Below are 24,709 nucleotides of genomic sequence, written 5' to 3'. Positions count from 1 at the left end.
TCGTATCGGGGAGGAGCTTGCCGTGTCAGCCGGTGTAGACGTGTTCAGCCCACGCTTCCATCAGCGGTCGTCGTTGTTCAAGTAGGTCCGTTCGGTGGTACGCGGCTTCAACCTTGTTCGCAACAGTATGAGCGAGAGCACGTTCAGCAAGGTCTCGCGCATAGCCGCTTTCGCTTGCCCAATCGCGGAAGCTGGAGCGGAAGCCATGAGCGGTTGCAATCCGCCCAGGGGTATCACTCTCCGCCTTGACGCGGCGAAGCAGCGCGGTGAGCGTCATGTCGCTCAGCACCTTTTCTCGCGGCGACGGAAAAAGCAGGGTTTCGTGCAACTGGTGCTGCTTCAGGGTCTTAATCAGAGTCAGCGCCTTTTCAGATAGCGGAACACGATGGGGTTCATTGGCCTTCATGCGAGCTGCCGGGATATTCCATACTCGCGCGTGCAGGTCAAACTCGCTCCACGTTGCGCCGCGCACCTCACCGCTGCGTGTTGCTGTCAGGATCAGGAATAGCAGAGCCGCACGCGTGCTATCGCCGACCTCATGTTCCGCGAGATGCACCGTGACGAATTTTGGTACTTCCCGCCAAGGCATGGCGGGTTGATGCTCGGATTTAGCGGACTGCTTGGGTAGAAGGTGATCCACAACGCTCACGGGATTTGCCGTGATATGGCCGTGAGCCCATGCCCACTGCATGACGGCGTGCATCCGCTGCCGAGTGCGGCTGGCGGTCTCCGCCTTCGTCAACCAGATCGGGCGGAGGACTTCTGCGCAATCGGCGGGACTGATAGCGTCCAGCTTGCGGTTTCCAAGTTTGGGAAAGACGTAGGTCTCAAGCGTGCTGATCCACTGTGCAGCATGCTTTTCGTTCTTCCAGCCTGGTTTGAGGTCTTCATGGACCTGCCGGGCAGCTTTCTCAAAGGTGAGGGCGGCAGCGGCGACAACTGCCGCCTCGCGCTCCCGGTTGCGCTGGTCAATGGGATCTTCGCCATTGTCGATGAGCTTACGCATGGCGAGCGCCTTTTCGCGTGCTTCCGCGATCGACGTTTCGGGGTAGGTGCCGAGGCCGGCGTCTCGACGCTTGCCGGTCACCGGACTGGTGAAGCGCAGCGTCCACTTGCAGCCGGATTTGGTTGGCGACAGCAGCAGCCCAGTTACCTTTCCATCGAAGACCGGCTTGTCGTCCGGCTTGAGCGCTCTTGCTTGTTTGTCAGTTAGCATCGGTTTCTAGCCCATCATGCGGCCCATCAGCAGACGCTGGATGGTGTTGGAAGTTGCTAGCGTAGATTGGATGCTTGGATGATGCAACCTATTGAATTATTAGACAATATTTGGATTTGCTTGGCGTCCGCTGGATCTGAATATGGCGGTCTCCGTCTCCGCCAGTTTGGCGCTTCTCGCGGGAAGCGCATCTAACAGGCGGATGCGAGTCGAGCTGACGTGACGGCTCGCATTGCAATGCACGTCAAAAAGCCCGCATGGTTTGCGCCATGCGGGCTTTTTCTTTGTCTGCGTTGCTTGCACATGCGCCACCCGAAGATGGCGCGTGCACGCGTTCAGCGCATCAGCCTTGGCCGACGCTCTCCGGCACGCCTGCGGTCACGTTGAAGCCGCAGTCGACGTAGGTGATCTCACCGGTCACGCCGCTTGCCAGGTCCGACAGCAGGAAGGCGGCCACGTTGCCGACTTCTTCAATGGTGACGTTACGGCGCAGCGGGGCCACGTCTTCCATGTACTTGAGCAGCTTGCCGAAATCCTTGATGCCCGACGCGGCCAGCGTCTTGATCGGGCCAGCCGAGATGCCGTTGGCACGGATGCCCTTCGGACCCAGCGCGCCAGCCAGGTAGCGCACGCCAGCTTCCAGCGACGCCTTGGCCAGACCCATCGTGTTGTAGTTCGGGACGATGCGCTCAGCGCCCAGGTAGGTCAGGGCGAGCAGCGAGGCATTGGGCGAGAGCATCGGCAGGGCAGCCTTGGCCAGTGCCGGGAAGCTGTATGCCGAGATGTCGTGCGCGATGCGGAACGACTCGCGCGACAGACCATCGATGAAGTTGCCGGCAATCGCCTCACGCGGTGCAAAGCCGATTGAATGCACCAGGCCGTCAAAGCGACCCCAGTGTTGGCCGAGGTCTTCGAACACCTTGGCGATCTGCTCATCGCTGCCGACGTCGCAGTCGAACACCAGCTTGCTGTCGAACTCGTTGGCGAATTCAGTAATGCGGTCCTTGAAGCGTTCGCCGACGTAGGTGAAGGCCAGTTCAGCGCCTTCGCGCTTGCAGGCGTTGGCGATGCCGTAGGCGATCGAGCGGTTGGACAGAAGGCCGGTAATCAGAATGCGCTTGCCAGCGAGGAATCCCATGGTTTCTCCGTACAAATGTGGGGCACCGTCGCGCTCGCATGCCACTGTGGTCACTCAGCAGCGGTATCCGGGGCGCGAGGCAATAAGGTCGGCGCGATCATACCGGAAAGCGCTGGGCGTCTGCGCTTTTGGCCGCTGCTGCATTCGCTGCCGCGTCAGCCTTGTCAATGCGGGACGATCCCCGGGCCAGAATTGACGGGAAAGCCTGGAGAGGGCGTTAGAATTGTCTGAAACAGGTTTTCATACAGTGATCGATCTGGATCAACGCATGCAGGGACAACGGGGGCAAAGGGCGCAATGAGCGCAATGGGCGTACTTGCAGCGGCACACAAGCCATCTTGGCAACTCCGTCGACGACTCCTGGCAGCGCTGGCCTGCCTGGGGGCGACCCTCTGTGCGGCACCGACCTGGGCGGCACATGGCTATGCGGAATACGGCGATCTCAAATATCCGGCCGGTTTCTCGAACTTCGGCTACCTGAATCCGAAGGCGCCCATTGGCGGCATGCTGCTGCTCGGCAATCCAGACCGGCGCACGAGCTTCGACAAGTTCAACCCGTTCACCATTAAGGGGACGTCCGCACCGGGGCTGAACCAGCTTGTGTTCGAGACCCTGCTCATCACAAGCTGGGACGAAACCGCCAGCGGCTACGGCCTGCTGGCTGACGACGTGACGGTCGCGCCTGACGAACTCTCGGTCACGTTCCATATCAACCCGCGTGCACGTTTCTCCAATGGCGACCCGGTGCGCGCCTCCGACGTGAAGTACTCCTACGACATGCTGATGGGCAAGGGCGCCAGCCCCGCCTATCGCAGCATGACTGCGGATGTGTCCAAGATCACGGTGGTGGATGCCGCCACCATCCGCTACGACTTCAAGCGCCGCAACAAGGAACTGCCGTTGATCGTTGGTGGGCTGCCGGTGTTCTCGCCCAAGTGGGGCAAGGGCAGCGGCAAGCCGGACGATCCGGACGGTGGCAAGGACGTTGCCTTCGACAAACTGACGTTCCAAGATCCGATCGCCAGCGGTCCGTATACCGTCGAGCGCTTTGACCCATCGCGCGGCATCACTTTCCGGCGCAATCCAAACTACTGGGGCCGTGATCTGAATGTCCGGCGCGGCTCGTTCAACTTCGAGCGCATCCAGTACAAGCTCTATAAGGACCAGACGGCACGCCTGGAAGCATTCAAGGCTGGCGAGTATGACGCCATGGTCGAGTACCTCGCCAAGAACTGGGCCAAGAGCTACGTGGGTGTGAAGTTCCGCAGCGGCGAGTTGATCAAGAGTGAATTCCCGCATCGCAATGGCGCGGGCATGCAGGGTTTCCTGATGAATCTGCGCAGGCCGTTGTTCAAGGACCTGCGGGTGCGTAAGGCGCTCACACTGGCGCTGGATTTCGAGTGGCTCAATCGTCAGCTTTTCTACGGCGCGTATCGCAGGCTCGACAGCTATTTCACGAACAGTGAGCTGGCGGCCTCCGATTCGTTGACCGGCATGCCGAGCAAGGGCGAGTTGGCGTTGCTGGAGCCGTTGCGCAGCCAGCTTGATCCAGATGTGTTCGGCATCCTGCCTGCGCCGCCATCGACGGACCCGCCCAGTTCGCTGCGTGACAACCTGCGCCAGGCGCGCCGCCTGCTGGCCCAGGCCGGCTGGACGTATTCCGACGGTGCGCTGCGCAACGCCCGTGGCGAGCCCTTCGTCTTCGAGATGCTCGATGACGGCGGGGCAATGAGCCGTGTCATGGCAGCGTATGTGCGCAACCTCGAGAAGCTTGGCATCCAGGTCAACCAGCGCATGACCGATTTCGCGCTTTACCAGAAGCGGCTCGAAGAGTTCGACTTCGACATGATCTCGTTGCGCTTTCCCGATTCGCAGAGCCCCGGCAACGAGCTGAAGGATCGCTTTGGTACTGCGGCGGCCGACGAGCAGGGCTCCGATAACGTGATCGGCCTGAAGTCGCCCGCGGTGGATGCGTTGATCGACGACGTGCTGCGCGCCGACAACCGCGATGAACTGGTTACCGCCTCGCGCGCGCTCGATCGCGTGTTGATGCACGGCTATTACGTGATTCCGCACTGGTACTCGGCCGTGCACCGTGTCGCCTACAACAAGAACCTGATGTATCCGGACCGCCTGCCGTACTACTACTCGGCCGAGGCCTGGGTGCTGACGGCCTGGTGGCGCAAGCCCGAATCTGCCCAATGAGCCGCCCAATGACCGCATCGGTGACACCATGTTTGCCTACCTGATCAAACGGCTGCTGCTCCTGATTCCGACGCTGATTGGCGTGGTCACGCTGACCTTTGCGGTCATCCAGTTCGTGCCCGGGGGGCCGGTCGAACAAATGATGCTGGAGATGAAAGGGCGCAACGGCGTCGGCGAGGCCAGTGGCGGGGGCGCATTCGACTACCGCGGCCGCCGCGGTGTCGACCCTGAGAAGATCAAAGAGATCCGCGCGCTGTATGGCTTCGATAAGGGGCCGGTCGAACGCTACTTCTTGATGCTGGGCCGCTTTGCCCGCTTTGACTTGGGTGAGAGCTACTTCCAGCACCGCAGTGTGTGGGAACTCATCAAGTCCAAATTGCCGGTGTCGATCTCGATTGGACTGTGGACGTTCTTCCTCACGTATCTCATCGCGGTGCCATTGGGTATCGCCAAGGCAGTGCGGGCAGGCAGTCGATTCGATCTGGTGACCAGCATCATCGTGCTGGTCGGTTATGCCATTCCGGGTTTCGTGCTGGGCGTGCTGTTGCTGGTGCTGTTTGGCGGCGGCACGTTTTTCCAGTGGTTCCCCATTCGCGGCATCACGTCTGACAACTGGGACCAGCTCAGCCTGCTCGGCAAGGTGACGGACTATCTCTGGCACATCGCACTGCCCGTGACGGCATCCGTGGTGGGCAGCTTTGCCGTCATCACCATGCTGACGAAGAACGCGTTTCTGGAGGAGATCCGCAAGCAGTACGTGCTGACCGCGCGCAGTAAGGGATTGTCGGAGCGGCGCGTGCTGTGGAAGCACATCTTCCGCAATGCGCTGCTGCCGTTGGTGACCGGATTCCCGGCGGCCTTCATCGGTGCGTTCTTCACGGGCTCGTTGCTGATCGAACAACTGTTCTCGCTCGATGGCATGGGCTTGCTGTCGTACGAGGCGGTGATGCGCCGTGACTACCCGGTTGTGCTCGGCACGCTGTACCTGTTCACGTTGATCGGGCTGGCGACGCGATTGATCTCTGACGTGTGCTACGTACTGGTCGATCCGCGTATCCACTTTGGCTCGGTCGGGCGATAGGCGGGCAGCCAATATGACTCAGTACTCCCGCACTTCTGCACACCCATCAAACGTGGCGGCGCCACATGCGGTGCGCCACTCCCCGTCGCCACTCAAGCGTGCATGGCGGCGGTTCAAGCAACACCGGTTGGGCTATTGGAGTCTGATCCTGTTCGTGGTGCTGTTCGTGCTCAGCATGGGCGGTGAGCTCATCTCGAATGACAGGCCGCTGGTGGTGAAGTACCACGGCACGTGGTATTTCCCGATCGTGAAGACCTATCCCGAGACGACCTTTGGCGGCGACTTCCCGACGCCCACGGACTACCTCGATCCTTATATCCGCGACAAGTTCAAGGAACCGGGCAGCTTTGCGATCTACCCGCCCAATCCGTATTCGTACGAGACGCTGAACTACTTCTCGAAGGAACCCAACCCGGCGCCGCCCTCAGCCGAGAACTGGCTGGGCACCGACGACCGTGGCCGTGATGTATTTGCGCGGCTGCTGTACGGTTTCCGAGTGTCGGTGCTGTTCGGGCTGGCGCTCACGCTGATCGGCGTGGTTGTCGGCACGCTTACCGGCGCGCTGATGGGCTTTTTTGGCGGGCGCTTTGATTTGTGGGCGCAGCGGCTGATCGAGGTCTGGAGTTCGATGCCGGAGCTGTACCTGCTGATCATCTTTGCGTCGATCTTCACGCCGAGTCTCGGGCTGCTGATCATCCTGCTGTCGCTGTTCGGCTGGATGAGCCTGTCTGACTATGTGCGCGCCGAGTTCTATCGCAACCGCTCGCTCGACTACGTGAAGGCTGCGCGGGCGATGGGCCTTTCCAACTGGCAGATCATGTGGCGCCACATCATGCCCAACAGCCTGACGCCGGTCATCACCTTCCTGCCGTTCCGCATGAGCGCAGCCATCCTGGCGCTGACCAGCCTTGATTTTCTCGGCCTCGGCGTGCCGCCATCCACGCCCAGCCTGGGCGAGCTGCTGGCACAGGGCAAGGCCAATCTCGACGCGTGGTGGATTTCGCTGTCGACCTTCGTGGTGCTCGTGTTGACACTCGTGCTGCTGACCTTCATGGGCGACGCATTGCGCGATGCCTTCGATACGCGCCTGTCGTTCGCGCAACTGCGCGCGCGCCAGAAACCGACGGTGGTGAAATGACCCGCGTCGATCTGCGTTCCTCTGCACCCAAGTACGACGGCCCGCTGCTGCGGCTGGATGATCTGTGCGTGCACTTCGAATCCGAACACGGCGAGGCTACCGAGGCCGTCAAGAATGTCTCCCTCGATCTGCATGCCGGCGAGCGCTTCGCGCTGGTAGGGGAGTCGGGCTCGGGCAAGTCGGTCACGGCGCTGTCGATCATGCGTCTGCTGGCCGACGCGCAGTACAGCGGCCGTATCCTGCTCGAAGGCCGCGACTTGTTGGCCGCCAGCGAGCGTGAGATGCGCGGCCTGCGCGGCGCCGACGTGGCCATGGTGTTCCAGGAGCCGATGACGGCGCTCAACCCGCTGTACTCCATCGGCAACCAGATCGTCGAGACGCTGGAGCTGCATGAAGGGCTGGACAAGCGTGCTGCCAAGGCGCGCGCGATTGCCTTGCTGGAGCGCACCGGCATCGCCGAGGCGCCGCGCCGCTTTGATGCCTTTCCGCACCAACTCTCAGGCGGTCAGCGCCAGCGCGCGATGATCGCCATGGCGCTCGCGTGCTCGCCCAAGCTGCTGCTGGCCGATGAGCCGACCACCGCGCTGGACGTGACCGTGCGCATGCAGATCCTGCAGTTGCTGCGCGAGCTGCAAGGCGAATTCGGCATGGCCATCATGCTGATCACGCACGATCTGAACATGGTGCGTGCCTTTGCCGAGCGCGTTGGCGTGATGGAGCGGGGCGTGCTGGTTGAGGCGGGCGACACCGCAACCGTGTTCGCAGCACCGCAACACCCCTACACCGTGCGCCTGCTGGAGAGCCGCCCGCAACGCGACGTACTGCCGCTTGTGCCGCTGGCCCCCGTGCTGCTTGAAGCCGACAAGCTGACCGTCACCTACGAGCGCCATCGCCCGGGGTTTGCTGGCTGGTTCCGCGCCGATCCGTTCACCGCGGTCGACGCCGTCTCGCTGCAATTGCGTGAAGGCGAGACCCTGGGCATCGTCGGTGAGTCTGGCTCGGGCAAGACCACGCTCGCGCAGACGTTGCTGGGGCTGCAGACGCCGAAGGGTGGCGATCTGCGCTTTCTCGGCAACTCGCTGCTGCGCGTCTCGCGCGATGAGCGTCGCGCGGTGCGTGCGCGCATGCAGGTGGTGTTTCAGGATCCCTATGGCTCGCTCTCGCCGCGCATGACGATCGAGGAGATCGTCGGCGAGGGGCTGGCGCTGCACCAGCCGCACGTGAACCCGACCGAGCGTCGGCATCGCGTGATCGAGGCGCTGCGCGAAGTGGGGCTGGATCGCACGGCGCTGGGGCGCTATCCGCACGAATTTTCTGGCGGGCAGCGCCAGCGTATTGCCATTGCGCGTGTGCTGATCCTCAAACCGCAGGTGCTGGTGCTCGACGAGCCGACTTCAGCACTGGACGTGTCGATTCAGCAGCAGGTGCTGTCGCTGCTGGGCGCCCTTCAGAAAAAATACAACCTGTCGTATCTATTCATCAGTCATGACCTGGCCGTCATTCGTGCGATGTCTCATCGCGTGGTGGTGATGAAGGACGGCAAAGTGGTGGAAGAGGGCGACACCGAGGCGGTGTTGGCATCACCCTCACACCCCTACACCTGCAAGCTGATGGCCGCTGCGTCACTGATCCCGTCGAGGGATAACCCGTAAAACCGGCCGGTGATGCCCCAGGAAGGTGCGGTTTGATGGGGCTGCATTGTAAGAGTGCGCCTCCAAAATCATGTCTAAGTGCCTGATTCGCATATGAATTCAGGCAAATTTGTAACGACCTTTGACAAGTCAAGGTGTCACTTTTATTATCCTGCGAGATTGTTTTACGCAGGATTCGGACGCGTCTCATTTGCATTCACGCATAAAGAGCCGATCATTCCGACTTTCCCAGGAGAACCGATGCAGCACTTCGTACTTCATTCCATGGCGCGCCTGGCGGTAGGGGTTGTGATCGGCTGCGGCGTGATCGTGTCGAATGCAGTGCAGGCTGATACGGTCTTCAAGGACACGGAGGTTCGTGCCGACGTGAAGCCGGAAGCCAAGCCTGGCCTGATCTCCAACGTCATGACCAAAACCGGCGACGTCGTTATGAACGCGCTGGGCATGATTGGTCTGCGCTACCGTTTCGGCGGCAACACGCCGGAATCGGGCCTCGACTGCAGCGGCTTCGTCCGCTACGTCTTCAACGACACTTTTGGCTTCTTGCTGCCGCGCCGCGCCGTTGAAATGAGCCGCGTTGGCACCAGCGTCGAGACGGCTGAACTGCGCCCGGGCGACCTCGTGTTCTTCAACACCATGCGCCACACGTTCTCGCACGTTGGCATCTACATTGGCGATAACAAGTTCGTGCATGCACCGTCCACCGGCAGCAAGATCCGCGTGGATGACATGACCGCCTCGTACTGGGTGACGCGCTACAACGGCGCGCGCCGCATTGAAGGCAACTCCAGCACCCCGATCAAGGACGGTGCCGACAACTTTGTCGAGCAACTCAAGCGCGTGGATCCGAACGCTGCCGGCAAGCCGCTGGCACTGTACGGCGGCTGATCTGCTCGGCTCCAAACAAAAAGACCGCCGCTGCGGTCTTTTTTGTTGCCCGACGATTGGCGTCAGTGTGCGGGCAGCGGGGCGGACACCGTGGTCTGCGGCAGTCGCAGCTTCTCTCGCAGCAGGGGCATGGCGGCCTGTGCGGCTTGCTCGCCGGCGAGGATGGCCTCGTTGCGCGCAGTAAAGTCGCTACCCTTCACAAACGGCAAGGACGGCGTGATCACCACATCGGCTTGTGCCAGTTCCGTTTTGTTGATGCTCTGGCCCATGATGGCCGTCGTCTGCAGCAGCATGCTGGCCTGACCCGAGACCGACTGATTGGACGGGTCTGCCGAGATGTTCACCGCAATCACGAACGTCGCGCCCATCTGCTTGACGTACGAGACCGGCACCGGCGCTACCAGCCCACCATCGACATACTGACGGCCGCTGATGGTGACGGGCTGGAACACGCCCGGAATGCTGGACGACGCGCGCACCGCCTGGCCGGTATTGCCGCGCCGGAACAGGATCGGCTTACCACTGGCCAGGTCTGTGGCGACGATGCCCAGCGGAATGCGCATCTGCTCGATCGTTTTGTGCTTGACCAGGCGGTTGATGTAGCTCTCCAGCGCTTCGCCCTTGATGACGCCACCGAAGCGTGTGCCGAACGGCAGCGCCCAGTCGGCAATCATGGCCTCGTCCATCTTGAGCGCCAGACGATTCATCTCAATGCCGGACAGGCCCGATGCGTAGATGGCTGCCACTACGCTACCGGCGCTCGTGCCGGTAACGAAGTCGACCTGGATGCCCTGCGCCTCTAGCATCTTGATGACGCCGATGTGCGCGAAACCGCGCGCGGCACCACCGCCCAGCGCCAGCCCGATGCGTACGGGCTGCGTGGCCCCCTGGGCAGTGGGTGGCAGCACGGCCGTGGGTGGCGTCGCGGGGGTTTCAGTCTTGCCGGACGAAAAGCCCGTCACGGTGCAGGCAGAGAGCAGGGAGGCGCCGGCGGCGCCCAGAAAGAGGCGGCGTTGCATGGATCGATTTGGAAGGCCCAGGTGCCGCGCGAAGGTGCGCGGCCGGCCGCCATTGTGCCAAAGATCGACGACGAACTGAGCGCGCGGCTACCGTCAGTCGTGAATCCAGAGATGGAACTTCCCGTCTCCCGTCTTGACGACCCGTGCATTGAAGTTGGGGCCATCGGTGAATTTGAGGCCTTTGCGCCAATCGTGCACATCCGCCACATTCGGCGTGTTGCCGCATTCGGCGGAGCCTTTGACTTCTGCGCGCACTCTGAGATCAGCCTTCCTGGCAATGCGAAAGTCTTCGACGGCGCCGGGTTTGACAAAGCGAGCGCCCTGTTGATTCCAGGGCATCAGGTTGACGGCGCTGTAGACGGTGATCCAGGCACAGTTGTTGGTCTCGTTCTTGACAGAGATGTTGAGGGCGAGTGCTGCGGTCGAGGGCAGGGTGAGCGCAAGCAGTACGGCAACTGGAAGCGGTGTACGCATCGTTGACTCCAAGGGCGATGTTGGCGATGCCGGTTTCTGTGCGGCGTTGTTTCAGCGGCATCAAAAAAGGCACCTCGCGGTGCCTTAGGTTTGGGTACGCAGGAGGATCAAGGGTTGTGCCAGTGCCCGCCCGACGGATCACCCCGCAAGTGGATGGAGTCGTGGTCCGTCTTGGTCAGGTATTGCTTCGTCGTGGTCGTCCAGCGGTGCGGTTCCGCGGTCGGATACTCGGCGAGCAGCTTGTACTGCGAGCCGATCGCATAGAACCCCGACGTGAACTCGTGGCTCTTGCCCTTATCCACGTTACCGTAGCCGATCTGCTGGCCGAACGGATCGTAGATCGTCACCCAGATGTTCTGGTCTGAGTCATTGAACACTTTGAAACCAGCCATGTGCTCTGCTCCTGAAGGCGTCGCTTGAGAGCGATCTTTTGGGGTTACGGCTTGATACGGCGGATTTCGGTCACGTGCGGCTCGCCCGACAGCGGCTTGTACACGTAGACCAATGCCGGGAACTGTGTGTGCGGCGTGATGTAGGTGGACGTGCCGGTGCACAGGAAGGCGTAGTTGGTGCCGGCAACCACCTGCGTTGCAAAGGCCGTCGGGGTGTATTGCACGCCCACGAGATTTCCGATGGCCTCCTTGAGTACCGCCTTGGCTTCGGTAGTGATTTCATAATCGAATTCAGTCCAACCACCAACGATTTGCGTCATGTTATGCACTCCTTAAGGGCCGCATTGAGAGAGCACCTGCTGCTGTTGCGACCGACGGCTGCAGGTGGATAAAACCATTTCCCGTGCCTCAAAATCAGCGTGAATATCGGTGATGCGGTACCCGGTGTCTGTAGAACAAAGGCGCTACAATCGCCGGCCCTGAACCGTCGTACATTTATTTCCCCATGGAAACTGCACGCACCGATTCAGCCCCGCCGCATATTCGCGTCGCCATCGTCGAGGACGATGCCGGTTTTCTCGCGGCAGTCAGTCATGCCGTCAATGCGGCGCTGGATATGCGCCTGGCCGGGCAGGCCGGCACGCGCGCCGAGGGGCTGGCGATATTGCAGGGGGTGCCGGTGGATGTACTGCTGGTCGATCTGGGATTGCCGGACGGCTCGGGCATCGACGTCATCCAGGCCGCCGCGCAATGCTGGCCGCGCTGCAGCATCATGGTCAGCACCAACTTTGGCGACGAGACGAACGTGATGCGCTCGATTGAAGCCGGAGCGGCGGGCTATCTGCTCAAAGACAGCTCGCCAGCGCGGATGCTCGATGAGATTCGCAGCCTCGCCAGCGGCGGCAGCCCGATCAGCCCGATCATTGCCCGGCAGATCCTGGCCCGCTTTCGCCAAGGTGGCGGTGCGCGTGAACAGGCGGCGGCCGCGCCGGATCTGTTGTCGGCGCGGGAGAAAGAGGTGCTGGACCTCATCACTAAAGGTTTTACCGCGCAGGAAATCGCCAAGCTGATGCAGGTTTCCCACTTCACCGTGCGCTCGTTTGTGCGACGTATCTACAGCAAGCTCAAGGTGACGTCCAAGGCCGAAGCCATTTACGAAGCGAGAAAGCTCGGATTATTGGACGATTAACGCGTTAACTTTGCTTTCAGCTTTTTTCGAGAGACAACCCATTTGTCATTTCCCTGTTGGAGGGGGTAAAGCCGGAAACTCGACTTGATGCCGTCGGCGATATGCTTGCTGCATGAAAATCCTGCCCGCCTCTCTATTTGCCAACGCCGCATTTGTTCTGTCGCTGGCATTGCTGATGGCGGTGGGTATCTGGAAGCAGATGGCTGGCAGCAGCCCGATGCCGCACTGCATCTCACGCAAGCGGATCTGCTGACGGCCGACGCGCCGGATCGAACACCGTCACCCGCAACAGTCGATAGCAGCAGCTTGTCAGGTGCCTGGCAACCTGTTGCATTGCCCCATGCGCTGCCGTTCCCGTTGTCGCATCAAGACCGGGGGGCACCATCGCCGTGTATGCCAATGGCCGGCTCGTGCATCGTGCGCAGGAACAGGGGGCGCTATGGAACAGCCTGTTCACGCCCCTGTGGGTGGTGTTGGACGGCGCGCCGGAAGCGCCGCTCACGGAAATCCTGATTCGTATCCAACACCCGCCGCATACGCGAGAAGCCATCACCTCGTTCTGGCTCGGGCCTGCCGATGCCTTGCAGGGACGCTACTACCTGCGGCAGTGGCTGCAACGTGAACTGCCGGCAACGCTTAGTGCGGCGTTCATGGCGGTGGGCGTCTTTGCCCTGTTCGTATGGTTCCGGCGTGGTCACGAGCGCCGCTATCTGTTGTTCTTCCACCTTGCCGCCGGCTCAAATGGCTGACCCGCGCCGTGATTGGCATACCGCTGGTGGTCAGTGTGCTGTCACTGCCTGCGGTGGGCGTGCTGCCGGTCTACCCAAGCACGTCGATTCTCGTGCCGCTGATTTACGGCGTTGCCGTCGTGCAGGGCGTGATGGTGAGCATGGTCGGGGCTGTCAGTTCTTGGCGGCGCTCGGCGGATGGGCTCCTGGTTGCCGCTGGCCTGAGCGTCTGCACATTGCTGGGGATGTCGGAATGGCTGCTCTATAACAATGTGATCAGCGTGGAGGGCTGGTTTCTTGGTGCGTACGCCAATGCCGTCACCTTTGGCGTACTCGGCTTCCTGATGTACCGGCGCTACATCAGCGCCATTGTGGAGGTCGAGCAGGTCAACGCAAATCTGGCGCATCGCCTGCAGGCGCGTGAAGCTGAGCTGGAAGAGAGCCACCGCCTGCTGCGCGAGGCCGAGCTGCTGCAAATCATCAGCGACGAGCGGCAGCGCCTGATGCAGGACATGCACGACGGGCTTGGTGCGTCCCTGATCAGCGCGATTCGGTCAGTGGAGCGCAGCGGCGTGAGCGATCTCAAGGTCTCGCAAATCCTCAAGGGCTGCCTGGATGATCTGAAGCTGACCATCGATCCGTGGAGCCCATCGAAGCCGACCTGTTGCTTCTGCTGGCCACGCTGCGCTTTCGCCTGGAGCCTTGGTTGGAGGGCTCCGGCGTCGCCCTGCGGTGGGAAGTGCAAGAGCTGCCCGCGCTGCCGTGGCTGGACCCCTCCAGCGCGTTGCACATCTTGCGCATCGTGCAGGAAAGCATTGCCAACATCCTGCATCACACCCGCGCTAGTGAAATCCGTGTGGCCACGGCGCGAGTGGGGGAAGGTGTGGTCGTGAGCATTGACGATAACGGCGAGGGTTTCGACGTCAAGCGGGCGCTGGGCACAACCACCGGGCGGGGGCTACGCAATCAGCAGCGCCGCGCCCATGCCATTGGCGGCACGCTGGACTGGCGGTTCGGGGCCGACGGGGACGCATTCACACTGTGGCTGCCGCTGGCCCGGTAAGCCATCGGCTGGCGACACCAACTGCGGGATCCCCACGCGAACGCGATGGCAAGGGAGCAGGGCGCCGTTGCTATAATTTGCGTTTTGACAGAGGCCGCTGATGACCCCCATCGTGCGGCTTTGTTCATTCCGCATTCCGCCATTCCTATGACTCAGCGCGTCCGCACCCGTTTCGCCCCCAGCCCGACCGGCTTCATCCACCTCGGCAATATCCGCTCGGCGCTCTATCCGTGGGCCTTCGCTCGCAAGATGAAGGGCGATTTCGTCCTGCGCATTGAAGATACCGACGTCGAGCGCTCCAGCCAGGAAGCCGTCGACGTGATCCTCGAAGCGATGGACTGGCTGGACATGAACATCGACGAAGGCCCGTTCTACCAAATGCAGCGCATGGACCGTTACCGCGAGGTGATCGCCCAGATGGTCCAGCAGGAGCTGGTCTACCCCTGCTACATGAGCACGGAAGAACTGGATGCCCTGCGTGACGCGCAACGCGAGCGCGGCGAGAAGCCCCGCTACGACGGCACATGGCGCCCCGAGCCCGGCAAGGTCCTGCCGACCCCGCCGGCCGGTGTGCAGCCCGTGATGCGTTTCAAGAACCCCATCGGTGGCAGCGTGGTGTGGGACGACGCGGTCAAGGGCCGCATCGAAATCTCCAACGATGAATTGGACGATCTCGTCATTGCACGCCCAGACGGCACGCCCACGTACAACTTCTGCGTGGTCGTCGACGACATGGACATGCAGATTACTCACGTGATCCGCGGTGATGACCACGTCAACAACACGCCGCGCCAGATCAACATCCTGCGTGCACTGGGCGGTACGCCCCCGGTCTACGCCCACCTGCCGACCGTGCTCAACGAGCAGGGCGAGAAGATGAGCAAGCGCCACGGCGCCATGAGCGTCACCGGCTACCGCGATGCCGGCTACCTGCCTGAAGCCATCGTCAACTACCTCGCCCGCCTGGGCTGGGCACACGGCGACGCTGAGATCTTCTCGCGCGAGCAGTTTGTCGAGTGGTTCGACCTGGAGCACCTGGGCAAGTCGCCCGCGCAATACAACCCCGAGAAGCTCGCCTGGCTGAACAACCACTACATCAAGCAAGCCGATAACGAGCGCCTGGCGGATCTGGTGAAGCCGTTCATTGAAGAGCTGGGCGGCAAGGTCGACGGTGGCCCCGTGCTGGCTGATGTGATTGCGCTGGTGAAGGATCGCGCCAACACGCTGCGTGAAGTCGCCCAGACCGCGCTGCTCTTCTACCGCACGGATCTGACCATCGAGCCGGAGCTCGCCACGCAGCATCTGACCGACGACGTGCGTCCTGGTATTGCCGCCCTGGCCGAGAAGCTGAGCGCGCTGCCCGAGTGGAAGCGCGAGGCCATCGGCGCTGCTTTCAAGGAAGTGCTGGCCGCGCACGGCTGGAAGATGCCCAAGCTGGCTATGCCGGTACGCCTGCTGGTGGCGGGGCAACTGCAAACGCCGTCGATCGATGCCGTGCTGGAACTGTTCGGCCGCGACGTTGTTCTGCGCCGTTTGGCAGCGTGATGGGTGCGCCGCAAAAAAAATTGCGAAAGGGTATTGCCAAGCGCTAAACACTTCCCCTATACTCTTGCTTTCGCTGCAACACGAAGCGAAACGCAGTAAGAAGCAAGCAGTAAAGTGCAGTTAGTGATTGGGGCTATAGCTCAGCTGGGAGAGCGCTTGCATGGCATGCAAGAGGTCAGCGGTTCGATCCCGCTTAGCTCCACCAAAATGCCGGAAGATTCGATTCAAAATTAAATTTGAAAAGAAGCTTCCAAAACGCAAAGAAGTACGTTATGATAGCGGACTTCGCAGCGTAAGACAGAAAGCGTTGCAAAGCAGTTTCTGTCCCCTTCGTCTAGAGGCCTAGGACATCACCCTTTCACGGTGAGTACAGGGGTTCGAATCCCCTAGGGGACGCCAAAACAAGAGCTTAACCAGAAGCTCATTCGCAAAGTCAGTCTCTAGCTGGTTTTGCAACCGACACGGAGCGGTAGTTCAGTCGGTTAGAATACCGGCCTGTCACGCCGGGGGTCGCGGGTTCGAGTCCCGTCCGCTCCGCCAAATCAAAACCCGCTGCTTGCAGCGGGTTTTTTCTTTTGCGCTTCCCATTCAATTACCGTGATTGCCCCGTGCTTTAAAGCTGGGGCAACCCGTCGTTTAACGTGCGGCTTTAATTGGCGGTGCGGCTGACGCGATTGAAATAGCTGACTAACAGGGCACCAGCCACCATCAGGCTCATGCCGTTGGCTGCCCAGAAGCCAGCGGCGCCACGCAGTGCTGCGGCACCATCTCCCAGAAGCCCAAAGCCGAGCACATAGCCGCCACCCAAGCCAACGCCCCACAGCGAGAGCGCGTAGATGACGGTTGGGATCAGCGCGATCTTGTAGGCGCGCAGGATGAATGCGGCCATCACCTGCAGCGCATCGAACATCTGATAGAACGCGATGAAGGGCAGCAGCGGAACCGCAATCGCCAGGACGGCCGCATCATGCGTATAGAGGCTGACCAGATCGTGGCGGAGGATCAGTACCGCAGTGCCGACAATGGCCGCGCAGATCGCTGCCAGCTTGATGCCGTTCAACGAGATGCGTCGCGCTGCCGTGCGGTCACGGGCGCCGATCGATTGTGCTGCCAGCGTGGACGTCGCAATCGACAATGACAGCGGCACCATGTACGCCACTGCCCCGAGGTTGGCGGCAATCTGATGCCCAGCCAGCACGACCGTACCCAGCCGCGCAATGAAGATCGCCATCAGCGTGAACGAGGTGATCTCGATCAGGTAGGTCAAGCCCATCGGCACACCCAGGCGAATCAGCGCCCAAAGCCGCGCGCGATTCGGCGGCGAGAACTGCGTGAAGATCTCGAACGGTTGGTATGCCGGATTGCGCATCAGGATGGCCGCGCCGGCGATAAACCACACCCAGCTGATGATCATGGAGGCCAGCGCGCAACCTGGGCCGCCCATCGCCGGGATGCCCATGCCGCCATACAGGAACAGCGCGTTGAGCGGGAACTTGAGCACGAGGCCCCCGAGCTGCAGCACCGTCACCATCACCGGGCGCGACAGCGCGTTGTTCAGTGCCGAGTAGATCCGGAAGCCGAGTGCCGCAGGCAGTGCCAGCGCTTCATAGCGCAGGTAGGCGGTCGCCTTTTCTGTCAGCTCTGGTGACGCGTTTGCCAGCTGGAGCAGCGGGGCCGGAAACCACAGAAGCAGCATGCCAATGGCCGCCAGTGCGATCCCGAGCCAGATGGCCTGGCGGACTTCTTCGCCGATCTCGCCATGTTTCTGCGCGCCATACAGTTGTCCTGCGACGGGCGAGAGTGCCTGCAGCACGCCCATCAGGCTGATGTAGACGGTGACATAGATGGACCCACCAAGCCCGATGGCCGCCAGATCCGCTGCTGAAGCGCGCCCCGCCATCGCTGTGTCGAGTACGCCGAAAGCGATCACGGCCAGCTGGCCAATCAGAACTGGCCAGGCCAGCGCGGTAATACGGCGGACATCAGAGAGGAACATGGGGCGCTGCCGGTGTTACTGGCGCAGCTTGCGCCGGCGTGAGGTGGACGGAGTTGGCGGCGGATGCGTGGCGGCGGCGGCTTCCGTCAAGCGGTACATGCGGAAGTGCTCGTCGCGGTCAGCGGGGCGGCGGCCCTCCCAGATCAGGCGCCATTCGTAGTTCGAGACGCGCGAAGGCGCGCCGTAGTCATACGGGTCGTGGCGCAGCAGGATGTCGCAGTTGTCTTCGGGGCTGCCGAAGCGGATGTGGCCGAAGTAGGCGAACGAGGCGAGTTGGGCATCGCCCATGCGAATCGGCTGCACGCACGTGTAGGTGCTCGGCAGCGCCAGCGCGGCCGACTGCGCGACGTCGCGATAGGTCTTGGCGTAGTTGATGGTAGGCAGCCACAGCGTCATCATCAGCACCCACATCAGCGTGGTGCCGGCGGCCGAGATCACCACCGCGCGCCAGATGGCCTTGGGTGCGCGCGACGTGCGCCACACGACGATGAGCACCCATGCTGCCGTTACCAGGAGCGCGCAGGCCAGCGCCGTCCAGCTGAACTCGGGGCGATAGCCCGGCACGATGCGGTATACGTTGCGTGCGAGTTGCGGCGGAAAGCCCGTCATCTTCGCGATCCACAGCAACCACACCGTACCGCCCAGAACGGTGAAGGCCAGCAGCGCAAACCAATCGATTGCACTGATGGCGCCCCGCTTGAGCGTGGGCAGGGCAAACGTCGCTAACACGGCCATCGGCGGGATCAGCAGCAGGAAGCCGTCGTCGCCTGGCTGCTGTTGCATCAGCAGCAGGAACAACTGCGGTACCAGCACCGCCAGCGGCAGCGTGATGTGCGGGGCGGTGCGCATGCCACCCCAGCTTTTCCAGGCCCACGCGGCCAGCGGCCATACCGGCCAGGCAAACAGGGGCAGGTTGCGCGCAATGTAGCCAAGCGAATGGGTGGTTGGGCCGGCGTACTGGTGGCGGTCGAAGCGTGCCCACTCGCGAACAAAGGTAACGACATCGTCCGGATTGCTGGCGAGCAGGTAAGCCATGGCTGGCCACGAGCAGCCGAGCGCCAGTGAGGCGGGTAGCGCCACGGTCAGCAGCGGGCGCAGCGGCAGTACGCGTGTGGCCCGCGCGGTGGCGAGTACGGCAACGGTGATGCCCAGCGGCAGGATCGGCCCACCCGCGAGCGCCAGGCACCCAACGCCGATGCCGTAAGTGAGGCTGCCTTGGACTGGCTTGTCCAGCGCGCGGATCAGCCCGTACACCGTCACCGCGACAAAGCACAGCGAGCCGACCAGCGGCGTCGTTTCATGGCCGCGCTGCGCCAGGCCCACGCAGGCGAGGAAGATCAGCAGTGCGCCGTCGGCCAGCGTACGGCCATAGTCGCGCGAGTTCGGTTGTCCGCCGAAGACGAATTCGAAAGGCTGGACTTCGGCGCGGCGGCCGAGCAGGTACGCGCCGTACCAGATGCAGGCGCAGGTGACGAAGAAGAAGAGAGCAGTCGCCAGGCGCGATGCATCTGACGGGCCAAACCATTGGCCGAACACGCGGATGAATGCACCGCCGATCCAGAACACCAGCGGGCCGGCTTGCACGACCGGGCGGCCGACGATGTTCGGCATCAGCCAGTCTTGCGCGTTACCAGTGGCCAGCGTCCACATTGCGCCGAAGCCGGCGGCGTCTTCGTTCTTCCACGGGTCGCGCGAGAACAGGCCCGACAGGCCGTAGATCACGCAGATGGCGAGCAGCAGCCAGCGCGGCAACTCACGGGTGGCGGCGGCAGTCAGGCGGATGCGCGAGACGCGTGTGGTGTTCATCGGGTGTCAGACCGGGCGGACCCGGTCACAGTTGCACGTTGGCGTGCAGATCGTAAAGAACGGCGGCAGGTGAGAGGTCTGCCATTGTGCCGAGAAACAAAAAAGGCAGCCGGAGCTGCCTTTTTCTGACCAGTGAGACGGGCCATGTGGTGAGCCGTCTCCGGCGCCGGTATTACTTGGCAGCCTTGCCGATCTTGCTGCCGAACTTGTTGCGGAACTTTTCGACGCGGCCGGCCGTGTCCAGAACCTTTTGCTGGCCCGTGTAGAACGGGTGCGATTCGGACGAGACTTCGATCTTGGCTAGCGGGTATTCCTTGCCGTCCAGCGTGATCGTTTCCTTGGTTTGGATCGTCGAGCGGGTGACGAACTTGAAGTCGCTGGACATGTCCTGGAACACGACTTCGCGGTAATTCGGGTGAATGCCTTCTTTCATGATGGGCCCTGGTGTTGAGGTAGCCAACTCGAGACGCGCTTCAGGTGCTCTGGTGAGAAACCGCACCGTGCGACCAGCCGTCGAGTCACTTGCCGGGTGGAGAAACGGTGATTATGCCAGAGAAACAAGGGCTTGGGCAACGCGCTGGCCGCAAATTCCGTGGCCGGCAAACATCGGAAAGTGGTACATCAGTCGCATTTTTGTGGCGGGGATGTCACGACGGACGTTCTGTCTGAAGCTGCATGGCATGTAGCGTACGTTGCGCCGGGTCTTGCAGGTAGAACGCCTGCAGCAGTGCATACAGCGCTGGCAGCGTATCGAGCAGCGCAGCCGGCTCAACAAAGAACACTTCTGACGCCACGGCGAAGAACTCCGCCGGATGCTGCGCGCCGTACGGATCGAGCAGCGCGAGGATCGGATCGGCATCCCAGCGGTATTCCGGGATCTGCTCGCAGCGATTCGCAAAGGCATCGTATTCAGCGTAGAGATCGTCGGCCCATTGCTCGCGGTCGATGCCGGCATGCAGGTGCGAGGAGAACGCCGGGATGCCGTCCGACTCGCCGTTGAGCATGTCGAGCTTGTGTGCGAACTCGTGCATGACCACGTTGTAGGGCTGCGCGCCGGGCTCGGCCTGGGCGCCGCCCAGCTCGATGTCTTGCCACGAGAGGATGACTGGTCCGTGCTCCCAGGCCTCGCCGGCAGCTTCTTCACGCACGTTGTGCACGACGCCGTCCTCGTCCATCACCTCTTTGCGGATGACGAACTCGCCGGGGTAGATGACCACGCCGCGCCAGCCGCGATACCACGTAACGCCCAACTCCAGAATCGGCACGCTAGCCTGCACGGCGATGCTGATCACCATCTCGTCGGTGAGCGGCAGGTCGTGGGCAGTGGTGAATTCCTTTTCGGCGATGAAGAGCGTGGCCGTTTCACGCAAGCGCGCGAGGTCGGCCTCGGGCCAATCCAGAAGAAAGGGCAGGCCGGCAAGCGCGCGCGACCAATGCGTGTCGGAGATAGCGTAGCGCGCCAGACGCCGCGAACGTGCGCGGCCGGAGAACCAGCGGAAGACGGATGAAAGCATGCGCCCAGTATATCGGCGCGTGCTGCCGTTCCAGTTGGGATCAGGCCACGGAGAGCAGCCGCGCGCCGCGCTGATTGGCCACGTACACGGCCTCGGTGCGGCTACGCACCTTCAGACGGCGGTACAGCGTGCTGATATGCGCCTTGGCTGTGGCCTCGGAGATGTTCAGCATGCGGCTGATGGTCTTGACCGGGTGTCCGCGCGACAGCAAAACCAGGATCTCATACTGGCGCGGCGTGATGCCGAGCAGCTTGGGGTCGGTCTGCGGATCGCCGGCAAGCGCGGGGTTGGGGGCGCCGTCCAGGCGCGACTCCGGCAGCAGGGCGCTGGCCGGGATGTACTGCCCGCCCACGAGCACCAGCTCCAGCGACGCCGCGATGACCTCGCCCGGCGAATGCTTGAGCGTATAGCCCGACAAGCCCATCTGCATGAGCGTTCGGATGATGTCGGAGGATTCGGACTCGGCCAGCACGACCACGTGGCGCGCGTGCGGCCGATGCATGATCTCGCCGATGGCAGAGAGCTCGTCCAGATGCGGGAGCGGCAGGCCGATCACCAGCAGGCCCGCGTCGGCATTGGCTTCGATGGCGTCAAACATGCCGTCGTCCGGTTCGACGACGGTGACGCCGGTGACGCCCTTGAGCGTCCGCAGCAGGTGCGCAATGCCCGTACGCACCAACGGATGGGCTTCGATCAAAACAGTGTTCATCGTTGTTCTCGACCTGTTACCGATCTTGCGAACATCCTTCGTCGCCCCAAGCGAGAAACAGGCCGGAGCAGACCCCCGTTCCGAATCATTTTAGTGGCGTATCACGAAAATAACAGACGCCACGGCCATGCCTCGGGACTCTCGTTGACGCGTTCTGGCTACTGTAGACCAGTGTTTGCCAGGGCGCACAACTCACGCGTGGGAAGCCGTTCGGCCCTCTGGCCCGGTTTTGTGGCGGTGGCTGTTTCGGCCAAGACACAAAAACGCGCGCCAAACCGGAGCGATCCGTCTTCCATGTGCTGAATATCCCGTAAAAACAAGGCTTTAATCGTCTTGGCACGGATGTCGCTCCACCGCCATTCGGGGAGGGGCGAGCCATGCCAATGTCCATGCAGCGCCGTGCTCGACGTTTGCCGTTCTGGTGGACGATCGATATGACCGGAATGGTCGCGAGTCATGCGGCCATGGTCGTCATGGTGCCGGCGCTCGCAGAAGACGGCGACATCATCAGGCAGCGCGCATTCGCGCCGCGTATCGCCTATCGAGGCGTTCCCACCGATACGTTGCCGGTGCGAATCGCGCTCGGTCTTTATCCCACCCGCGCATTCGATCTTTCCATCGCTTCTGTCATGTCGGTGCTCTCCGACGGCGAACTGAGTACGTCGCATGCGTGGCTTAACAATCCATCGCCCAGGGGGGCGGGCGCAATCCCCTCGGAAGTGGGGGGTGGGTGGTCGGCCGGCGCCATGCTGAGCGCCCATCTGGCCACTCTCCACAATGTGTGCAGGCTGGACGTGCCGGCGATTGCTGGCGCGGTCGCAGAAAGCAACCACATAGGGATGTCGCCCCCAGATTTGGGGACAGTGTTGAAAGCCGCATTGTTAAGCCATCTGCGGCTTGCCTCAACCTTGATCGGCGCGGCTGCAGCGCGGGTGCGTAGCGCTCAATTTGAGACCGTCTGTGACGGCGCAGCCGCTTGGTACACGAGTCGATGTGCCGCCATGAATCGGCCGGCGTGGCCCAACGCGCGGTCAATGTGCGTTGCAAGCGTCGCGTTGTCGCAACGTGCGCGTCGGCGCCAGACGTCCATTGCATCCAGGCAGCTTCACCAGATTGAACCACCCGCCGGCTTCGCATTGCCGGACGCGGTGGCACGGACGGGGAATGTCACGTCCAACGCTTTCGTGCTCCGTCCCCCGGCGGGCACTTTTTTATACCGGCAATTCAGGAACGGGAGATCGTCATGCAAGCCAATTTGACTGCTTTCGCAGCCCTGGCGCCACCGCTCATACGGTGACCAGGACTGTATTGAACCGAATGGACGCCCAAGAACAATCGGGACGCAGCACGCAGGCGACGCCCCGACGCTGTGGGGAGGACCAAGCGATGGAGTCAGGCAGAGGCCGGATGCAACGGATGTTCCGCGCGGATGCCGTGCTTCTGCATCAGCCGGTACAGCGTCACGCGGGAGACCGCCAGCTCGCGCGCCGTCATGCCCATGTGGAAGCCGTTGCGGGCGATGGCCGTGCGGATGGCGTCCGATTCAGCGCCCTCGCGCGCTTCTTCCAGCGTCTGGCCCGATACGGACGCGTAGCCCTCCAGGTGGAGGTCTGCGGCGGAGATCTTGCGGTTGTCCGTCATCACCAGCGCGCGGCGTACGCGATTGATCAGCTCGCGCACGTTGCCCGGCCACGGGTAATGCATCATCGCGTGCAGCGCGCAGGGCGTGAAGCCGCGGATGCGGTGCGAGGCCTCGCTGGCGTGCTGCGCGAGGATGTGTTCGGCCAGTAGCACGATGTCGCTGCCACGCTCGCGCAGCGGCGGTACCGACAACGTCAGCACGCACAGCCGGTGAAAGAGGTCGGTGCGGAACCCGCCGTGGTGCTGGGCGGCTTCCAGGTCCACGTGCGTGGCCGAGATGATGCGGATGTCCAGCGGAATCGCCTGATGCCCGCCCAGCCGCGTGATGGTGCCTTGCTGCAGGAAGCGCAGCAGGCTCACCTGGCTTTCCAGCGGCAGGTCACCGATTTCATCGAGGAACAGCGTGCCGCCGTTGGCATGCTCGACCCAGCCGATATGACGCTGGTGCGCGCCGGTGAAGGCGCCTTTCTCATAGCCGAACAGCTCGGACTGGATCAGGTGCGGCGGGATCGCACCGCAGTTGATCGCGATGAACGGGCCGCTCGCGCGGGCAGAGGCTTCGTGGATGGCCTGAGCGGTCAGCTCCTTGCCGGTGCCTGATTCGCCGGCAATGAAGGCCGGTGCGCTGTTCTGCGCAACCTTGCGGATGGCGCGGAACAGGTTGTGCATGGACGGGCATTCCCCCAGCATGCGGGCGTTGCTGACCTTGGGGATCGGTGCGACTTCCTGGGCAAGGGATGCCATGCCCCATGCATGGCGCAGGGAATAGGCGGTTTCTTCGGTGCGCAGCGGCATCTGCACGTAGTCGACGCAGTAGTCGCGCACGAGCTGGCGCACGCGCTCATGGGTCAGCATGGCGGGCGGCAGTGCGGCCACCCAGCCTACATGCGACACCTGCATGCAGCGTTCAAGCAGATCCAGTTCGGCGGCAGAAAAGGCACTGCTGAAATCGATCAACCCGGCCTTGGGCACACCGTCACGAATGGCGCAGCCAAGCTCGCGCATCGACGTTACACGCCGCACGTGCCAGTCTGCTCCCAGGATTGTTTCGTCGATCTCCCCCATCCCTGCACGTGACGCGACAACGACGGTTCGGCACGCACCAGTACATTCCAGCGACTCTTCGCGCATGGTTTCCCCCGTTCGATTTTTGGTGATTCCCTCCTGCTCTGGATCAAGCGGCTCGGCCCAGGCAGGTTTGCAGTATGGTTGCCGTGTTTCTCTTTTGCGATGACGTTTAAGGACGAGGGAAGCAAACGGTTGCGCGCGCGGCTTGTAATGCAAATGAACTAGCGAGTTTCACAAAGGTGCCGGA

At 62.3% G+C, this 24,709-nt stretch carries 20 protein-coding genes, 3 tRNA genes and 1 pseudogene; 12 read left to right on the top strand and 12 right to left on the bottom strand.

What is annotated here, in order from left to right:
- Positions 1-25: 25 nt before the first annotated feature.
- Entirely contained in the window at positions 26-1,216 is a 1,191-nt protein-coding gene (locus tag PI87_RS02550) for a tyrosine-type recombinase/integrase (RefSeq protein ID WP_039596092.1), read from the bottom strand.
- Positions 1,217-1,559: 343 nt separating this feature from the next.
- Positions 1,560-2,354 (bottom strand): enoyl-ACP reductase FabI, encoded by a 795-nt coding sequence (fabI, locus tag PI87_RS02545; RefSeq protein ID WP_039596091.1) that lies wholly within the window; start codon positions 2,352-2,354, stop codon positions 1,560-1,562.
- 306 nt (positions 2,355-2,660) lie between these two features.
- On the opposite strand from fabI, the gene PI87_RS02540 reads away from it, so the two are divergent.
- From PI87_RS02540 to PI87_RS02520, 5 genes are all read left to right on the top strand, one after another.
- Positions 2,661-4,559, top strand: a complete 1,899-nt coding sequence (locus tag PI87_RS02540) for an extracellular solute-binding protein (RefSeq protein WP_039596090.1) — start codon at positions 2,661-2,663, stop codon at positions 4,557-4,559.
- Positions 4,560-4,587: 28 nt separating this feature from the next.
- Positions 4,588-5,640, top strand: a complete 1,053-nt coding sequence (locus PI87_RS02535) for a microcin C ABC transporter permease YejB (RefSeq protein WP_039596089.1) — start codon at positions 4,588-4,590, stop codon at positions 5,638-5,640.
- 13 nt (positions 5,641-5,653) lie between these two features.
- Positions 5,654-6,778 carry an ABC transporter permease gene (locus PI87_RS02530; protein ID WP_039596088.1) on the top strand — a complete coding sequence of 375 codons (1,125 nt, stop codon included), beginning with the start codon at positions 5,654-5,656 and terminating at the stop codon, positions 6,776-6,778.
- The gene (locus PI87_RS02525) at positions 6,775-8,430 is read left to right on the top strand and encodes an ABC transporter ATP-binding protein (RefSeq protein WP_039596087.1); all 1,656 of its coding nucleotides are present in this window, start codon (positions 6,775-6,777) and stop codon (positions 8,428-8,430) included. Before PI87_RS02530 ends, PI87_RS02525 begins: the two co-directional genes overlap by 4 nt.
- Positions 8,431-8,670: 240 nt before the next feature.
- The gene (locus tag PI87_RS02520; RefSeq protein ID WP_039596086.1) at positions 8,671-9,318 is read left to right on the top strand and encodes a C40 family peptidase; all 648 of its coding nucleotides are present in this window, start codon (positions 8,671-8,673) and stop codon (positions 9,316-9,318) included.
- A 62-nt stretch (positions 9,319-9,380) separates the two neighbouring features.
- On the opposite strand, the gene PI87_RS02515 is transcribed toward PI87_RS02520, so the two are convergent.
- The 4 genes from PI87_RS02515 to PI87_RS02500 all read right to left on the bottom strand — a co-directional run bounded on the left by PI87_RS02515 (position 9,381) and on the right by PI87_RS02500 (position 11,523).
- Positions 9,381-10,337 carry a patatin-like phospholipase family protein gene (locus PI87_RS02515; protein WP_039596085.1) on the bottom strand — a complete coding sequence of 319 codons (957 nt, stop codon included), beginning with the start codon at positions 10,335-10,337 and terminating at the stop codon, positions 9,381-9,383.
- 93 nt (positions 10,338-10,430) lie between these two features.
- Positions 10,431-10,811, bottom strand: a complete 381-nt coding sequence (locus PI87_RS02510) for a hypothetical protein (RefSeq protein ID WP_039596084.1) — start codon at positions 10,809-10,811, stop codon at positions 10,431-10,433.
- A gap of 107 nt (positions 10,812-10,918) precedes the next feature.
- Positions 10,919-11,203 (bottom strand): hypothetical protein, encoded by a 285-nt coding sequence (locus PI87_RS02505; protein WP_039596083.1) that lies wholly within the window; start codon positions 11,201-11,203, stop codon positions 10,919-10,921.
- Between the two features lie 44 nt (positions 11,204-11,247).
- On the bottom strand, positions 11,248-11,523 hold the full coding sequence (locus tag PI87_RS02500; protein ID WP_039596082.1) for a hypothetical protein: 276 nt from the start codon (positions 11,521-11,523) through the stop codon (positions 11,248-11,250).
- Positions 11,524-11,708: 185 nt separating this feature from the next.
- Between PI87_RS02500 and PI87_RS02495 the strand changes: the two genes are divergently transcribed.
- From PI87_RS02495 to PI87_RS02470, 6 genes and pseudogenes are all read left to right on the top strand, one after another.
- Positions 11,709-12,392, top strand: coding sequence for a response regulator (locus PI87_RS02495; RefSeq protein WP_039596081.1), 684 nt, complete (start codon positions 11,709-11,711; stop codon positions 12,390-12,392).
- A 112-nt stretch (positions 12,393-12,504) separates the two neighbouring features.
- Positions 12,505-14,183: pseudogene (locus PI87_RS02490) on the top strand (sensor histidine kinase).
- Positions 14,184-14,330: 147 nt separating this feature from the next.
- Positions 14,331-15,728, top strand: coding sequence for a glutamate--tRNA ligase (gene gltX / locus PI87_RS02485; protein ID WP_039596080.1), 1,398 nt, complete (start codon positions 14,331-14,333; stop codon positions 15,726-15,728).
- 129 nt (positions 15,729-15,857) lie between these two features.
- Positions 15,858-15,933 (top strand) — tRNA-Ala (locus PI87_RS02480).
- A gap of 118 nt (positions 15,934-16,051) precedes the next feature.
- Positions 16,052-16,127 (top strand) — tRNA-Glu (locus PI87_RS02475).
- Between the two features lie 64 nt (positions 16,128-16,191).
- Positions 16,192-16,268, top strand: a tRNA-Asp gene (locus PI87_RS02470).
- A 109-nt stretch (positions 16,269-16,377) separates the two neighbouring features.
- Here PI87_RS02470 and PI87_RS02465 read toward each other — a convergent pair.
- The 5 genes from PI87_RS02465 to PI87_RS02445 all read right to left on the bottom strand — a co-directional run bounded on the left by PI87_RS02465 (position 16,378) and on the right by PI87_RS02445 (position 21,753).
- Positions 16,378-17,724: an MATE family efflux transporter gene (locus PI87_RS02465; RefSeq protein ID WP_039596079.1), complete on the bottom strand. Its 1,347-nt coding sequence runs from the start codon at positions 17,722-17,724 to the stop codon at positions 16,378-16,380.
- A gap of 15 nt (positions 17,725-17,739) precedes the next feature.
- The gene (locus PI87_RS02460; RefSeq protein ID WP_039596078.1) at positions 17,740-19,530 is read right to left on the bottom strand and encodes an ArnT family glycosyltransferase; all 1,791 of its coding nucleotides are present in this window, start codon (positions 19,528-19,530) and stop codon (positions 17,740-17,742) included.
- A gap of 172 nt (positions 19,531-19,702) precedes the next feature.
- Positions 19,703-19,963 (bottom strand): type B 50S ribosomal protein L31, encoded by a 261-nt coding sequence (locus PI87_RS02455; protein ID WP_021194158.1) that lies wholly within the window; start codon positions 19,961-19,963, stop codon positions 19,703-19,705.
- A gap of 214 nt (positions 19,964-20,177) precedes the next feature.
- Positions 20,178-21,044 (bottom strand): zinc-dependent peptidase, encoded by an 867-nt coding sequence (locus tag PI87_RS02450; protein ID WP_039596077.1) that lies wholly within the window; start codon positions 21,042-21,044, stop codon positions 20,178-20,180.
- Between the two features lie 40 nt (positions 21,045-21,084).
- Complete coding sequence (locus PI87_RS02445) at positions 21,085-21,753, bottom strand: LuxR C-terminal-related transcriptional regulator (RefSeq protein WP_039596076.1); 669 nt, start codon at positions 21,751-21,753, stop codon at positions 21,085-21,087.
- A gap of 377 nt (positions 21,754-22,130) precedes the next feature.
- Here PI87_RS02445 and PI87_RS27975 point away from each other — a divergent pair, with 377 nt between their 5' ends.
- The gene (locus PI87_RS27975; protein ID WP_157003048.1) at positions 22,131-23,012 is read left to right on the top strand and encodes a hypothetical protein; all 882 of its coding nucleotides are present in this window, start codon (positions 22,131-22,133) and stop codon (positions 23,010-23,012) included.
- A 133-nt stretch (positions 23,013-23,145) separates the two neighbouring features.
- On the opposite strand, the gene PI87_RS02435 is transcribed toward PI87_RS27975, so the two are convergent.
- The gene (locus tag PI87_RS02435; protein ID WP_039596075.1) at positions 23,146-24,525 is read right to left on the bottom strand and encodes a sigma-54 dependent transcriptional regulator; all 1,380 of its coding nucleotides are present in this window, start codon (positions 24,523-24,525) and stop codon (positions 23,146-23,148) included.
- Positions 24,526-24,709 lie beyond the last annotated feature (184 nt).

This window comes from Ralstonia sp. A12, from assembly GCF_000801955.1.
GTDB lineage: Bacteria > Pseudomonadota > Gammaproteobacteria > Burkholderiales > Burkholderiaceae > Ralstonia.
The sequence above is the reverse complement of the archived record's forward strand: the minus strand, read 5'-3'. Positions and strand labels throughout refer to the sequence as shown.